The sequence below is a fragment of the Sulfurospirillum sp. HTRB-L1 genome (assembly GCF_059415125.1).
The window spans coordinates 82,758-96,621 of sequence record NZ_JCAHZR010000003.1; the positions used below are offsets into that span (position 1 = coordinate 82,758).

Sequence of the window (13,864 nt, forward strand, 5' to 3'; positions counted from 1 at the left end):
CATGCCTTCGCGCATCACATTGCTTCATGAAGCACCAGGTCGAGCGAGATTTTACCACCCTAAGGTGGGCGAACATACGGACATTAAACGCCTAGAATGTGCCCTTTTGGCCCTTGAGGGTGTTAGTTTTGTACGCATCAATCCAAAGTCACGCTCTATTGTTTTTATGTATGAAAGCGGTTCGGTAAGTGCTTTAAAAAAAGCCTTACATGTAACCGATGTGGGTGCGTTTATTCAAGAAAAACACCCACACCATTGCAGTATTGGCACCTCCAACGAAACCCCAAGCACTTCTGGGCTTGTGCGTGCAGGTGCTGCCCTTGTCACCGAACGTTTCGTGACAAACGACAGGCTTAAATTTCTCATCACAGGTGCAGCGGCTTCTCCTTTGTTGCTTGCTGGCACCACCACCCTTTTTACCCAAGGGCTTAGTTCTAAAGTTTTAGAAGCCATGGCCGTAGCTGTTTCCCTAGCGCGTAAAGACTACCTTGCCGCCAACAGCACCAACACCATGCTTGAATTGGGCGAATACATCGAAGAGAGCACCGTACATAAAAGCGATGACCTTATCAAAGAATTGGCCAAGCCCAACATCGAAGAGACGTGGATTGAGGTGGAAAAAAACGGCAAAAAAAGCCAAAGCCTTGTCAAAACTGCCTCGCTTAAAATCGGTGATATTGTGATTGCAAGTGCGGGTGAAACCATCTGTGTTGACGGACACGTCATCCACGGAGAAGCGTCCATCAACCAAGCTTCCATGACGGGCGAAGCCCAACCTGTGAAAAAAAGTCGGGGCGATCGGGTTATCTCTGGCACCGTCATCGAAGAGGGAAAAATCAAAATTTGGGCCGAACAAGTTGGGGAAGATACCGCCACCGCGCGCATCAAAGAGTACATCGCCCATTCGCTCAATGAAAAATCCGCCATTGGCTTGCGTGCCTCGCGTCTTGCAGATAAACTCGTGCCCATTACCTTGGGACTCGCAGGACTTTCTTATGCCATTAGTAGAGATTTTCAATCGGTAGCTTCCGTGCTTCAAGCGGATTATTCGTGCGCACTCAAACTGGCTACGCCCGTTGCCTTTAAAACCTCCATCGCCCAAGCAGGAAAAGACGGTGTGCTCATCAAAGGTGCCAAGCCCATTGAAGCTCTCGCCCAAGTAGACACCTTTGTCTTTGATAAAACAGGCACCCTTACCTACGGCGAACTCGAAGTCGTGCATATCGAATCCTTTGATGAAGCGTGGAGCGAGGATGCTATTTTAAACCTCACTGCAAGTGCGGAAGAGCATTATTTTCACCCTGTAGCAGAAGCCATTGTGCGTGCGGCTAAAGAGCGGGGGTTTGTGCACATGCACCACGAAGAGGTAGATTTTATCATTGCCCATGGAGTAAAAACCATTGTCAATGACAAGGAAGTTGTCATTGGAAGCCGTCACTTTTTGGAAGATGATGAAAAGATTCCCTTTAAACAGTATCAGAAAAAAATCGACTCTTTCCTCAAACGCGGCCATTCGGTACTTTACGTGGGGTATGATGGCAAACTTTTAGGTGCCATCGGGATGGTTGACACCCTACGCCACAATGCCAAAGTCACCCTAGCGCGCCTTAAAACATTGGGTGTCAAAGAGCTCGTCATGCTCACCGGAGACGTCCAAGCCAAGGCCGATGTGCTTGCTAAAGAACTTGGGATTGACCGCGTGTATGCAAGCATGCTTCCCACCCAAAAGGCCTCTATCATCAAAGCCTTACAAAGTGAAGGGAAGAAGGTAGCCTTTGTGGGAGATGGTATCAACGACGCACCTGCCCTCATGAGCGCTAATGTGGGGATTAGCATGCAAAAAGGAGCCGATATTGCCAAGGCGACGGCTGATATTGGGCTATTAAAAGACAATATCGAGGCGGTGGCCGAGATTAAGGCACTTGCCAATCAAACCATGGAACGCATTCACAATAATTTTTCGGCCACCGTGGGCATTAATAGCATGATTTTACTAGGAGCCACTGCGGGAGTGCTAAGCCCTATTGCAACAGCAGTGTTGCACAATGGCACCACCATTGGATTGCTTTTAAATTCGATAAAAAGACTAGACGTCCATCAGAAGAAAGCCAAGATTTAGAGTTGCTTTGCTATGATTGTGATATTTATTATCACTTCAGGAGTTAGTATGGCACTCTTTTTTCCTCTTGCTACAGGTATAGCAACCGTGATTACCTTAGCATTAACGTACGAGACAGGCAAACATGCAAAACGAAAACTTGAGCGCAAAAAAGGAAAGTCTTCCCACGATTGACCTTGAGACAAAAAAGGAAGTTGCCAAGATTGGCATGGCGGTTTCCTTGGTTGTTGTCACGGCTACGTCCATCTACATGAAAAACCGCGTGATGAAAAACTTGCACATTGGCGCAGGCTTTGCGCTCATTGGTTTTTCTGTATGGCACCACACCTTATACCAACCCGGCAAGGCAACCAAAGCCCCCTTGCCCAAACGCCCCAAGCCAAAAACCCTTGCCCTTGGGCATGTCTACACAGAAGTGATTCTCAAAGAAAAGGTCACCAAACGTGATGTGCGACTCTTGAAAGAAAGTTTGGGTAATTTGTGTAAAGAGAGCGGCACGCAAACGGTGCATGTGCTCATAGACGCACAGCTTATCCAAGAGCGCGCCATCTGGGAAGCCTTTGTGGCCCTTCTTAGCGAAGATGAGCGCATCGCCAAAATCGCTATTTTTGGCAACGATGCACTCCCTTCTGGGGAATTTTTATCAAAAACTGTACGGTTTTTTGACACGTACCTTGACGCTAAAACGTGGGCTTCTTAGCCTACGTTTCAAAAAAGAGGTGCTCTAGGAGAATCTTAAGTCCGATAAGCACTAACACAAGTCCACCAAAAAACTCCGCCTTACTCTCAAGCCACACCCCGCTTTTTTGCCCCACAAGAACGCCCGCGTAGGAAAAAATAAAGGTTACCACACCAATGAGCACAACACTTAGGCCCACGGAGAGGTCGAACAAATTCAGTGTAAACCCTGCTGCCATTGCATCAATACTGGTGGCAATCGCAAGGGTAAAAAGGATCTTGTGGGAGAGGGTACAAATCTCTTCAGTCATGTCTTCTTGGCGGGATTCTACCATCATTTTAACACCAATACCGCCAAGAAGCACAAAGGCAATCCAGTGATCAAAGGCCGTGATATACTCCCCCACGCCCACACCCGCAAAATACCCCACCAAAGGCATCAGCGCTTGAAAAAAGCCAAACAATACCGCAACTTTTAACCCAAGAAAGGGAAAGTTGGGGTATTTTTTAGCACCCAGTCCAATGGATACCGCAAAGGCATCCATACTTAAAGCAACCGCCAAAAGCAACACTTCTATCATGAAAGATTACCGCAACAGTTGGATTTGGAAATTACGTTCAAAACGGTAAGGCACGCGGTGGTTATCCAACACATGCTGTATGGCCAAAAACTCATCAATATTCGTCTCCTGAGCGTGTTTAAGATTGACAATTTTTTGTTGGGTTTTATCATAACGGTAGGTCGAGAATTGGTCCATCAAACGTACAAGTGATTGACTCATAACTGTCCTCCTATTTTCCCTCCAAAAGAGCGTATATTACCGCAGATGTCTCTTTGGAGTCAATGTTTTTATACCGCATTTTCATAATCTTCATAATCGAGCATGCCGATTTTTGGTCTTTTTCAAAACGGTGCTTTTTAATCACGTTGTCCACCACACACCGCAGTTCATTGTGTGACATTTTAACCCCTTTTTCATTTTTGATTTTGATAATGGTTATTATATACTAAAGAGATTAAGAAGGGCTTAGAAAACACACAAAGAAACCATTTTGTAATCTATTTGCCGCACCCTCTCACCAAGCAACCCTTAAACTCATTTTTGATATTATGATACCTATTATCAATATATCCGCAAAGGATTACTCCTCTATGAATTCCCCCCACTCCCTTAAACAGCCTTTTCTTTTTAGCCTTTTTGGATGCTTGGTCACCTTTGTTCTCATTGGCCTTTTTGCCAATTACACGCGCACCTTACATCAAGAAAGGGTGCTGTGGTCATTGCTGCAACAGGCTTCTCTCATTGAAAAAAACCTCGCCAACTTTTCTCCTTTTTTTCCTTTACATGTAGCCAACCACTCCTCCTCCCAAGACAGTTTCCTTACCTTAGGCCATTATCAACATCGCGAAGCCTTTGAGTACTCTCTTTTTGTCGACATTAAAGAGCCCCCGCTTCCTTCCTCTTTAGACCTTTTTCATCCCCAAAAAAACCATGCTTTGTTTTACCGTGTTCAAAAACCAACCCTCACGGTTTACTACCCGCTCTCCCAAAGCCAAAATCACCTTATCATCACCCTTAAAGACAGTACTTTTTTCAATACCCAAGAAGCCCTCTTTACCTACGGCGTGTATGGCCTAGGGATTAGCCTTTTGGGTTGGCTTGGCTTTTTCTTTTACATCGCTAAAATGCAACTGCAACACGCCTACTCCCACACCATAGAACAAACCTTAAACGACACCAAAACCCTCGCCCTCACCGACCCACTTACAGGCATCTCCAACCGCGTTAAAGGGGACGATGCCCTCACGGAGCTTATCGACCGGTCCAATCGGTTTGGGCAACCTTTTAGCCTTATCTCTTTCGACATCGACCATTTTAAAAACATCAACGACACCCTTGGGCATCCTGCGGGGGATACGCTGCTTGTTGGTCTGTGTGCTTTTGTTAAAACCCTCACAAAAAGTTCAGACATCTTTGTGCGTTGGGGCGGTGAAGAGTTTTTGTTGCTTTTGCCCGGCATTCCCCTTGCGCAAGCGACTCTTTTTGCCACAAAACTTTGTGCGCAAATCCCTGTGCAACGTTTCTTACCCGAAACATCCATCACGTGCAGTTTTGGCGTGGTGGAGCACTACCACCATGAATCACAAAAAGCGATTTTGGCACGTTTAGATGGGTTGTTGTACGAAGCAAAAACATCGGGGAGAAATAAAGTAGTCAGTGGGATTGTGTCTTGAGAAGCCCTTACATGTAAGGGCTTACATGTAAGGGAAGTGGATTAGAGTTGAGATTTTAATCCCTCGACCCACGTATCGATACGTCCATCCGTGAGGTCGTCTTGGTTGTCTTCATCAATCGCCAGCCCGACAAAAGCACCCTCTTTAACCGCTTCTGAGGCTTCAAAATCATACCCCTCCACAGGCCAACCTCCACCAATCATCACTGCGCCTTTATCAACGCACGCTGCATATAAAATTCCCATGCCGTTGCAAAACTCGTGGCCATACCCTTCTTGGTCACCTAAGCCAAAAAGTGCCACACGTTTTCCTGTTAGATCCAGGGTATCAAAGTCAAAGGACTCCCAATCGTCTTGCAATTCCCCGTCGTACCATGTGGATGTTCCTAAAATCAAGGTATCAAAGGTATTTAGTTTTGCAGCATCCGCCATTCCAATATCGAACACCTTAGCGTCCATTCCTAATGTCGCTTGAATCTTTTTCGCAACACCCTCCGTGTTGCCACCACTGCTTCCATAGACAATCGCTATTGCCATCATCGCTCCTTTACTGAATGTGAAATAATATAGGGCACCAACTTCACGCGCGCGCACTGCTCGTAAGGTTGACGCACTTCAATATGACGGGTGAAAAGCTGGTTGCGCGGAAAAACAAGATACACCGCGCGCGTCCCATTTTGCGCAAGGCGTTTCCACGCCCTAGAAATCTCTTCCTCAACGCATTTGGGGTTGTTTTTGTCCACACGCTTGACACACGGCACAACACTGAGCACTCGCTCTCCTGCTTCTTCGATGATGATTTCATCGCACTCAATGTAGACTTTTTTGTCAGGATTGCGTTTACAGATTTTCTCATACACAAACTGCAAAAACAGTCCACTCGCATCAAACACCATCCCTGGGTTTTCTTTCGCAAAGAGCCGATAGATGCGCTTTGCAGCCAAAGAAGAAGGGGTGGCAAGCATACTGCAAGCCAAAAGATGCGTAGCGCGCACGTCTTTGCTTAAAAAAGCGTGGATAAGCGCGGCGCTGCGAGGACAAAAGGTCTGGCATGAAGAAGCAGGAGAAAGAGGTTTTGGAAGGTCTTTGTGAATGGATTCAAAAAATGTTTCCACTAAAGGTTGATGGCATTGCTTTGCCATAACACGCTCGTCTTCACCCGCACATAGATTGTACTGGGTTAAAAAAAGAGCCCGGCGCTGGGGCCGCAACAGATGGCGAAACATACGGGGCGTACGCTCAACCCATGCACCCTCTTGATACTCAAATCCAACCAACATGTGCCCACCTCTTTATTTTGATAATCAGTATTGTATTCACAATACCTTAAAGAGGAGCTTAATATATGATAACAATTATCATATATTAAGCCGGAAAAAGCGACCGAGGAAGGGCTAAGGTTTTTGGGCGCGAAGCAACTGTTTGAGTTCTTTTACTTCAGTGAGAAGTTCTTTAAGGGTTTCGTGATCCGCATGGCGCTCTTGTTCAGCCTCTGCGTTTTGGAGTTTTTGCATTTCACCGATGATGACTGCCACAAAAAGGTTGAAAAAGACAAAAGCAGTGATGATGATAAAACTTACATAATACACCCATGACCACGGGTACACTTCCATGGTTTCATACATCACATCCGTCCAGTCTTCAAAGGTAAGGATGCGAAAGAGCGTGAGCATGGAGATGAGAAAATCCTCCCAAAGACCCGAGGGCATCTCGACAAACAAAAAACTGCCGATGATAGCATAGATGTAAAAGATGATAAACATCAAAATAACGATGTCAACGATGGAAGGGATGGCTTTAATGAGCATATCGATGATGGCTTTAAGTTCGGGCCGTGCGGTAAAAAGACGCAAGATGCGAAACACGCGCATGAGGCGCGCTATCGCCGCAAAAGAGCTGTTTTCCAAAGGCACCAAGGTCACCGCGACAATGAAAAAATCAAAAAGGTTCCAACCGTTTTTAAAGAAATTGGAGAGTTTTTCTTCGGCCGCCATTTTGATGCCAAGTTCCACCACAAAATAGACCGTCACAAACCAGTCCAATACGTACAAGATGTTACCATAGGGTTGGGCGGCTTCTTCGAGGGTTTTAAACCCTAAAACCGAAGCATAAAAGATAATGATAGCCGTGGTAAGATTGGAAAACCACCGCGCATCACGGATTTTTTTAACGCGTGCAAACCAAAGCTGATTCATTTTTCCCCTTTACATGTAAAGGCGGAATTATACGGGAAAAAGGTAAATGCCTTATGAAAACCCCCAAACCAAAAGAGTGTAAAAAAGAGAAAATAAATCCCTTATTGTGCTATTTTCGTAATAGGCATTTTAAAACGTCCAAAGAATAGCTATAATAACACGCTTTAAATTCTTTTGCGCCAGCCCCAAGGGCTTAGCAAAACAATGCGGCCAACTCCCCGATGAATTAGGTGCTTATGAAAAAGGTTCTCCTCTTGCTTTTGCTCTTTACTAGCACACTCTTTTGTGATGGGCTAGACATCCTTTTGCAAGAATACCAAAGCACTACCGAAAAATCATTAAAAACCGTCAATGAAAAGCTTGGCCACGTGGTGATTTATTCCCAGCAAGAACTTCGCATGATGCAATACAACAAGCTCGATGACATCCTTAAAGAACTCCCACTCATGAGCTTGGGTAAAAACCAATTTGGCTCCTCTTCCCCTTTACTCACAGGAAGCAAAGCCGTGAGCGGTTTTTTTCGGTTTTTTATCAATGACTATGAAATCAGTTCGGCCTACTTGCAGTCCCCCTCCTTGACATGGGGAAATTTACCCTTGGATTTTGTGGATCACGTCGAAATATATTATGGCGATAGCTCCTTTTCTATGGGCAACACAACGGGCATCTATTTTGTGCGAATCTACACCAAATCTGCCAAAAAAGAAAACGGAAGCGAACTCAAATCCCTTGTCTCCTCCAACGGCTCTAACGCACAAAGTTTCATTCAGTCTCAAACCTTTGAAAACGGGTGGTCGTACCTCTTTTTTGCCAACACCTCCAAGGCAAAAGACGACGCAAATTACAAAACAAATACCCTCTCTAATGACGAAAACAGACGGTATCTTTACGCCGATATCAACGACGACACCACCAAGATAAACATCGGCTATACCGATGTCAAAAAAGACCTCTTCGCAGGTATGTCCTTTGATGCCGCCCCTGATAGTGGCAAGCTAAAATCACGAGATTATTTCATCGATGTCACCAAACATCTCTTAGAAGACAAATCCCTCAAAATCAACGCTTCTGTGGGAGTCAACGAACGGCAATACGAAGAAGAAAATGCCCAAGGCATGGGTGTTGTTCCTGTTTTTGATTTTTCAAATATACCTGCGAGCATACTTACGGAGTTTTACGAAGATGCGACCTTCACCAAAACCAACGCCAGCCTCACCAAAACCTTCCAATACTTCAACCACAATATCCTCATAGGTGCGCACGCTTCTGGGAAAAAATACGACCTTAAAAAAAGAACGGGAGTCAATCTCCTTGGTCAAAAAAGTGACCTTGGGCAGTACAATAACTTCAACAAAGAAAATGTTTACTCCTTGCTCTTCCAGTACGATTATCGGGCAACGGAGAACCTCATTTTGATTGCCAACGCAAAAGTCGACAAGTACCAAAGAAACGGTTACCTTGGCGACACCTCGGAGCAGTTGGTCAGAGTGGGGGCTATCTACACACCCTATGAAAACTTAGGATTTAAGGGCTTTTACACCCGTACTTACCTTCCTGTCTCTTTTTATAATGTTGACTTTGTAAACAAAAACAACCCCAACCTTAAATCCCAGCAGTACGAACTTTTCACCGCTGAAGCGGTCTACACGCACGGAAAATCAAAATTTAACCTCATCTACAACAACGTCACCATAGACGACTTTATCTACTACACTCCCGTTGGTTTCATCAACGTAGACCATGCCGTTAAGACCCAAGGGCTCATTTTGAATTACGAATACGCCTTCACCAACACAGACAAAGTAGCCCTCAACTATTTCACCTCAACACAAAGTGAGGGGGTAAGCAACTACCAACGTGGCGGCTACGTCAAGTATATGGGCAACTACCACAAAGTTGACTACTTTGCCTCTTTGATTTATAAGGAATCTTTTTCTTATCTTGATGTACATGTAAAGGACAGTTTTGACTTAAGCTTAGGGGCAACCTACCACTTCACCAAAGATTTTAGCGTTAGCCTTAAGGGAGAAAATCTCCTAAAAAAATCCACCGAGTCCATCTATGAAGAGGGTTTTGGGATTCCTTTTTCCCTCAAAACAACACCCCAACGCAGTGCTTACCTTTCGCTAAAGTGGGTGTTTTAATGCGTGCCTTAACACTTTTCCTCATGCTTTTCTCCTTTTCCTACGCAGACCAGTATACGTTTTTGGTGGACAAATACGACAAAGAGATAGAACTTGAGGCAAAAATTCTCTTTAAAATTGCCACTGTCTCCACGGGGGGAGACATCACGTTGTTTATTCCAGAAATGACGCCTGTGGAAGCAAAGGTTTACGGGAAATTTTTTACACTCACACCCGATTGCCAGGGGGCAAATTTTGTCTTTATCAACAAAACGACAGCCAACACGATACCCTGCGACGCCTCTGGAAAACTGTTTTTTACCAACAATTACAAAAAACTGCTTTCTGATCGTAAATTCTTCGGAGCATTTTTTTGGGCCAAAAGCAGGCCTAATATTGTCTTTTTGAAAAAACGGCTCAGCGCGCAAAACATTGCCCTACCCAAAGAATACCACCGCTACGTAGAAGAGTTAGATGCTCAATAAGTTTTCCCTCAAAAACCCGCTGTATTTGATTGCTTTGAGTATCGTCATCGGGGGAGTGTTGACGGCCTTGCTGTATGGCACCCTCAAACTCGAAGAAAAAGTCGAAGCCAAAATGTTTGAGATTTCAACCTCGGATGTTTTTCAAATCGTTCAAAACAGCGCTCAAAGCATTGCTTTGTTGCTTAAAGAGAGTGAAAATTATATTGCCGACATCCAAAACACCCCCCTCCTCCAACAAGAAATCGAGGAGCACTTGCGCTTATTGCCCACCAAAAATATCAAGTATGTTTACCTTCTCTACAAAGACACAAGAGGGACCTTCCGCTTTTTAGCAGACGCTGCGGCTCCCCCTGAAAAAGCCCTACTCAATCAAAAACTTGACGTTGCTAGTCCCACATGGAACAGCATCTACGAAAAAAAAGAACCCATCCTCATTAAGCACGATTTTTTAAAAGAACTCTCCATCAGCTACCTCGTTCCCTTGCTTCACAACGGGGAGGTGCAATTGGTGTTGGTGATTGATTTTTCAATCGAAAAAGTAGAAAAGATAAACACCATCATCTCTTTTATGAAAATAACCATCCTCGCAACCATAGGCATCATCATCCTCTTTTTCATTATCCTCGCAGCCCAAACGTTCCGGTATATTGTCGCAAAAAAAACCGCCTATATCGACAAGCTCACCAACGTTTACAACAGAAATTACCTGCAAGAGTTGCAAGAATTTATCAACCTTGATGATTACGCTTTGGCTACTCTTGACATTGACCATTTCAAAAAAGTCAACGACACCTACGGCCACCACGCGGGGGACATGGTCCTCAAAGAAGTTGCCGCGCTTATCCTTGCCAACACACGCAAAAAAGACGACATTGTCATTCGCTACGGGGGAGAGGAGTTTGTCATTTTGTCCAAAATCAAAAGAAATGACCAAATGGCGCCTTTAAATATCATTGAGCGCATTTTTACAAGCATTCAAACCCACCGTTTTTACATTTTTGATGCAGACTGTATTGATATCACCGTTTCTATTGGCGTCAATTTAACCCCCAATAAATCTCGAACCTTTTCTGATGCTTTTAAACTCGCAGACATTGCCCTTTACAACGCAAAACACAAGGGCAGAAACACCATCGAGATTTACGAAGAAAACGAAAGGAATCTCAAGCATTCGCACCTTTCCATCAGCGAAATCAACGCCGCCATCGAAGAAGACCGTGTGGTCTGTTTTTTCCAACAAATTGTCAACACGCAAACCAAGGAAATATCCCACTACGAAGCGCTTTTGAGGATTGTTCACAAAAATGGCAGTATCATCACGCCCAGTAAAATCCTCCCCGCCATCAAAGGGACCTTTGTGTTGCGAAATATCACTAAAAGGGTGTTAGAAATTTGCCACAAAACACTCCTTCAAAACCCCACCATTCACATCAACATCAACCTCAACCCCCAAGATATCATCAATGACACCATTCTTACCCTCCTCAAAGAGTACGCCGCCCAAGAAAATATTGCCAAAAGAATCGGTTTGGAGATAGTAGAAAGTGAAGACATTGTCCACTTTAAACATGCAAAAGAAAACTTGCTGATGCTCAAAAAACTAGGCTACACTATCTTTATCGACGACTTTGGAACAGGGTATTCCAATTTTGTCTATTTGACCCAAATTCAAACAGACTTTATCAAGATAGATGGGGATATTATCAAAGAAATTGTGGAAGATAAGGTCTCACTCGCGGTAGTTAAAAGCATCGTCAATTTTGCAAAAGACGCAAACATCAAGGTGGTTGCTGAGTATGTTTGTAACGAAGAAATCTACACTATCATCAAATCCCTTGGCATCGAATATTCCCAAGGGTACTACTTCTCCATCCCTAAATCACTTCCCACCTAGCCGCCCTTACATGTAAAGGCGGCTAGGGGCACTAAATCGAAATCTCTTTAATATCTGCGATAGACAAAAATGCTTGGTAAATAGACGCAATCAGGTGCTGGCGATTACGGCGCAGGATAGGTTCTTCCACGTTAACCATAACCTTTTCAAAAAAAGCATCAATCTGGGGTTTCAAGCTAAACAAGGCGTCTAGTTGGGTTTCATAGTCTTTGTATTCCCTTGCCCTTACGGCTTCAAAGGCTTCAAAGAGTGCTTTTTCTTCTGCTGCTTCAAACAAGTGTGGCGCGACTTCAAGCACCCCACGCACATCCACGTCTTTGACACTGTTAGCCACACGTTTAAAGGTGCTCAAACTCTCTTTAAATCCACTGCTCGTCACGATGGTCTTAAGGGCGGTAATCTTTCGCTCAAGGGTTACGATATCGCGTTCCCCACTCTCCAACACCGCTTTAACAATAGAAGGATTGGCATCAAAAAACGGGTACAACCGCTCAATCACAAAGGCTTCCAAAAGCGCCACATCAAAGGCCTTGTAGTGTGAAGCAAGGGCCTTAAAGTCTGCACTAATATCAAAAGGAAGCTGTTGGTCAAGGGTGATTTTTACAATCCCGCCCACCGCACGCCGAAGGGCGAAGGGGTCTTTGGTGCCTGTGGGGATTTTGCCGATGCTAAAAAGTGCCAACAGCGAGTCAATCTTATAGCTTAGTGCTACGATGGCACTAAAAAGCGTACTAGGAAGCGCACTCTCTTCGCTATTGGGAAGGTATTGCTCCTTAAATGCTAGCGCCAAAGAGGGGTCTTGCCCGCTTTTGGTAGCGTAGTAGTACCCCATGGTACCTTGGAGTTCGGTAAATTCGTAGACCATCTCACTAAGCAAATCTGCCTTGCACAGACCGACCGTACGCTCTAGCAAAGCCATCAAGGCATGCTCTTCCAAATCAGGACGTTCTTGCGCCAAGCGGGCTTTGTAGCGGTGCGCCAAATACGTGCTCACTTTTTGCTCTCGCTCCACTTTGTCATACACCGAACCCAATCCCTCTAGGTAAACAATCTTTTTCAATCCCTCACTAGAAAGGCCGTTGCGCAAGTCATTTTCCCAAAAGAAAAGGGCATCTTCCAAGCGGGCGCGCAAGACTTTTTCATTGCCAAAGACAATGAGTTCGTATTCGTTGGCGATAGCATTAGAAACCACCACAAAACGGTTGGTGAGTTTTCCTTCTTTAAAGACTGGAAAATAGCGCTGGTTTTCTTTCATAGAGGTAATAATCACCTCAGGAGGCAAGGTTAAAAACTTTTCATCAAAGCTCCCCAATAAGGCTTTGGGGTGTTCGGTGATGGCCACCACTTCGGCAAGCAAGGCCGCGTCTTTTTCGACCTCAAGCCCCCAGATGGCCTCAATCTCTTGGATTTGTTCCACAATGCGCTCACGGCGCTCTTCTTGAAACAGTATCACACCGCCACGGGCAAGCTTCTCAAAATAATCCCCCGCGTGGTCAAAGGCCAAGGGCTCGTAGGAAACACTGCGGTGAGGGAAGGTAAAGTACATGGAGGCCACGCCAAAGACTTCCCCAACAACATGCTCATCCCCAAGCATCATCGCCAAAGATCGAACAGGGCGAATAAAGCTCTCTTCCAAACTTCCCCAACGCATGGATTTTCCAAAATTCAAACTTTTTAACCACGCCTCAACCATGCGTCCCAAAATTTCCTTACTTGCAACCCCACGGATCTCTTTTTTGACGTACAACACTTCCTTGTCGCCCCGCACGATGCTTCCAAGTTCTTCTACATCAACCCCGCATTTTTTAGCAAAGCCTCTTGCAGCAGGAGTGGGCTCTCCCTCTTTGTAGGCCGCGCTTATAGGGGCGCCAAAAAACTCTTCATAGCGGGTGGGCTGAGAAAGGGCAAAGGCAGGGTGCCACAACACCAAACGCCGTGGTGTGTAGTAAAATTCAAATTCACACCCCAAGCCTTCGCGCTCCAAAAGCTCAAGCCACTTGGCTTCAATATGAGGCAGTTCGTTTAAAAAGGGAATAGCAGGAAGTTCTTCAACCCCGATTTCAATCAACAATGGCTTTGTCATAGGACCTCTTTTTCTTCGTTTTAGGCAATAATACTTGTGATTTTAAGGGCTA

At 45.1% G+C, this 13,864-nt stretch carries 13 protein-coding genes; 6 read left to right on the forward strand and 7 right to left on the reverse strand.

What is annotated here, in order from left to right:
- The first annotated feature begins 1 nt into the window (after position 1).
- Together AC5SLM_RS06045 and AC5SLM_RS06050 are read left to right on the forward strand one after the other, a co-directional pair.
- The gene (locus AC5SLM_RS06045) at positions 2 to 2,119 is read left to right on the forward strand and encodes a heavy metal translocating P-type ATPase (RefSeq protein ID WP_495250037.1); all 2,118 of its coding nucleotides are present in this window, start codon (positions 2 to 4) and stop codon (positions 2,117 to 2,119) included.
- A 124-nt stretch (positions 2,120 to 2,243) separates the two neighbouring features.
- Positions 2,244 to 2,819: a hypothetical protein gene (locus AC5SLM_RS06050; RefSeq protein WP_495250038.1), complete on the forward strand. Its 576-nt coding sequence runs from the start codon at positions 2,244 to 2,246 to the stop codon at positions 2,817 to 2,819.
- Between the two features lies 1 nt (position 2,820).
- Here AC5SLM_RS06050 and AC5SLM_RS06055 read toward each other — a convergent pair whose 3' ends face one another.
- The 3 genes from AC5SLM_RS06055 to AC5SLM_RS06065 are packed head-to-tail and all read right to left on the reverse strand — an operon-like array spanning position 2,821 to position 3,760.
- Positions 2,821 to 3,378 (reverse strand): manganese efflux pump MntP, encoded by a 558-nt coding sequence (locus tag AC5SLM_RS06055; RefSeq protein WP_495250039.1) that lies wholly within the window; start codon positions 3,376 to 3,378, stop codon positions 2,821 to 2,823.
- A gap of 6 nt (positions 3,379 to 3,384) precedes the next feature.
- On the reverse strand, positions 3,385 to 3,579 hold the full coding sequence (locus AC5SLM_RS06060; protein ID WP_495250040.1) for a hypothetical protein: 195 nt from the start codon (positions 3,577 to 3,579) through the stop codon (positions 3,385 to 3,387).
- A 10-nt stretch (positions 3,580 to 3,589) separates the two neighbouring features.
- Positions 3,590 to 3,760, reverse strand: a complete 171-nt coding sequence (locus AC5SLM_RS06065; protein WP_495250041.1) for a hypothetical protein — start codon at positions 3,758 to 3,760, stop codon at positions 3,590 to 3,592.
- 190 nt (positions 3,761 to 3,950) lie between these two features.
- Here AC5SLM_RS06065 and AC5SLM_RS06070 point away from each other — a divergent pair, with 190 nt between their 5' ends.
- The gene (locus AC5SLM_RS06070; protein ID WP_495250042.1) at positions 3,951 to 5,033 is read left to right on the forward strand and encodes a GGDEF domain-containing protein; all 1,083 of its coding nucleotides are present in this window, start codon (positions 3,951 to 3,953) and stop codon (positions 5,031 to 5,033) included.
- Between the two features lie 41 nt (positions 5,034 to 5,074).
- On the opposite strand, the gene AC5SLM_RS06075 is transcribed toward AC5SLM_RS06070, so the two are convergent.
- The 3 genes from AC5SLM_RS06075 to AC5SLM_RS06085 form a co-directional block, all read right to left on the reverse strand.
- A complete protein-coding gene (locus AC5SLM_RS06075; protein ID WP_495250043.1) occupies positions 5,075 to 5,569 on the reverse strand; it encodes a flavodoxin in 495 nt (164 codons plus the stop codon).
- Positions 5,569 to 6,312, reverse strand: coding sequence for a hypothetical protein (locus AC5SLM_RS06080; protein WP_495250044.1), 744 nt, complete (start codon positions 6,310 to 6,312; stop codon positions 5,569 to 5,571). The genes AC5SLM_RS06075 and AC5SLM_RS06080 overlap by 1 nt, the downstream gene beginning before the upstream one ends.
- A gap of 114 nt (positions 6,313 to 6,426) precedes the next feature.
- The gene (locus AC5SLM_RS06085) at positions 6,427 to 7,227 is read right to left on the reverse strand and encodes an ion transporter (protein WP_495250045.1); all 801 of its coding nucleotides are present in this window, start codon (positions 7,225 to 7,227) and stop codon (positions 6,427 to 6,429) included.
- A 236-nt stretch (positions 7,228 to 7,463) separates the two neighbouring features.
- Here AC5SLM_RS06085 and AC5SLM_RS06090 point away from each other — a divergent pair, with 236 nt between their 5' ends.
- From AC5SLM_RS06090 to AC5SLM_RS06100, 3 genes are read left to right on the forward strand one after another with little or no spacing between them, the layout of a single operon-like run.
- On the forward strand, positions 7,464 to 9,371 hold the full coding sequence (locus AC5SLM_RS06090) for a TonB-dependent receptor plug domain-containing protein (protein WP_495250046.1): 1,908 nt from the start codon (positions 7,464 to 7,466) through the stop codon (positions 9,369 to 9,371).
- Positions 9,371 to 9,835 (forward strand): hypothetical protein, encoded by a 465-nt coding sequence (locus AC5SLM_RS06095; RefSeq protein ID WP_495250047.1) that lies wholly within the window; start codon positions 9,371 to 9,373, stop codon positions 9,833 to 9,835. Before AC5SLM_RS06090 ends, AC5SLM_RS06095 begins: the two co-directional genes overlap by 1 nt.
- Positions 9,825 to 11,729 carry a putative bifunctional diguanylate cyclase/phosphodiesterase gene (locus AC5SLM_RS06100; RefSeq protein ID WP_495250048.1) on the forward strand — a complete coding sequence of 635 codons (1,905 nt, stop codon included), beginning with the start codon at positions 9,825 to 9,827 and terminating at the stop codon, positions 11,727 to 11,729. Before AC5SLM_RS06095 ends, AC5SLM_RS06100 begins: the two co-directional genes overlap by 11 nt.
- A gap of 31 nt (positions 11,730 to 11,760) precedes the next feature.
- On the opposite strand, the gene glyS is transcribed toward AC5SLM_RS06100, so the two are convergent.
- Positions 11,761 to 13,812: a glycine--tRNA ligase subunit beta gene (gene glyS / locus AC5SLM_RS06105; protein ID WP_495250049.1), complete on the reverse strand. Its 2,052-nt coding sequence runs from the start codon at positions 13,810 to 13,812 to the stop codon at positions 11,761 to 11,763.
- Positions 13,813 to 13,864 lie beyond the last annotated feature (52 nt).

Coding starts and splice junctions, on each gene's coding strand:
- AC5SLM_RS06045 (WP_495250037.1), top strand. CDS start 2: ATGCCTTCGCGCATCACATTGCTTCATGAAGCACCAGGTCGAGCGAGA.
- AC5SLM_RS06050 (WP_495250038.1), top strand. CDS start 2,244: ATGCAAAACGAAAACTTGAGCGCAAAAAAGGAAAGTCTTCCCACGATT.
- AC5SLM_RS06055 (WP_495250039.1), bottom strand. CDS start 3,378: ATGATAGAAGTGTTGCTTTTGGCGGTTGCTTTAAGTATGGATGCCTTT.
- AC5SLM_RS06060 (WP_495250040.1), bottom strand. CDS start 3,579: ATGAGTCAATCACTTGTACGTTTGATGGACCAATTCTCGACCTACCGT.
- AC5SLM_RS06065 (WP_495250041.1), bottom strand. CDS start 3,760: ATGTCACACAATGAACTGCGGTGTGTGGTGGACAACGTGATTAAAAAG.
- AC5SLM_RS06070 (WP_495250042.1), top strand. CDS start 3,951: ATGAATTCCCCCCACTCCCTTAAACAGCCTTTTCTTTTTAGCCTTTTT.
- AC5SLM_RS06075 (WP_495250043.1), bottom strand. CDS start 5,569: ATGGCAATAGCGATTGTCTATGGAAGCAGTGGTGGCAACACGGAGGGT.
- AC5SLM_RS06080 (WP_495250044.1), bottom strand. CDS start 6,312: ATGTTGGTTGGATTTGAGTATCAAGAGGGTGCATGGGTTGAGCGTACG.
- AC5SLM_RS06085 (WP_495250045.1), bottom strand. CDS start 7,227: ATGAATCAGCTTTGGTTTGCACGCGTTAAAAAAATCCGTGATGCGCGG.
- AC5SLM_RS06090 (WP_495250046.1), top strand. CDS start 7,464: ATGAAAAAGGTTCTCCTCTTGCTTTTGCTCTTTACTAGCACACTCTTT.
- AC5SLM_RS06095 (WP_495250047.1), top strand. CDS start 9,371: ATGCGTGCCTTAACACTTTTCCTCATGCTTTTCTCCTTTTCCTACGCA.
- AC5SLM_RS06100 (WP_495250048.1), top strand. CDS start 9,825: ATGCTCAATAAGTTTTCCCTCAAAAACCCGCTGTATTTGATTGCTTTG.
- glyS (WP_495250049.1), bottom strand. CDS start 13,812: ATGACAAAGCCATTGTTGATTGAAATCGGGGTTGAAGAACTTCCTGCT.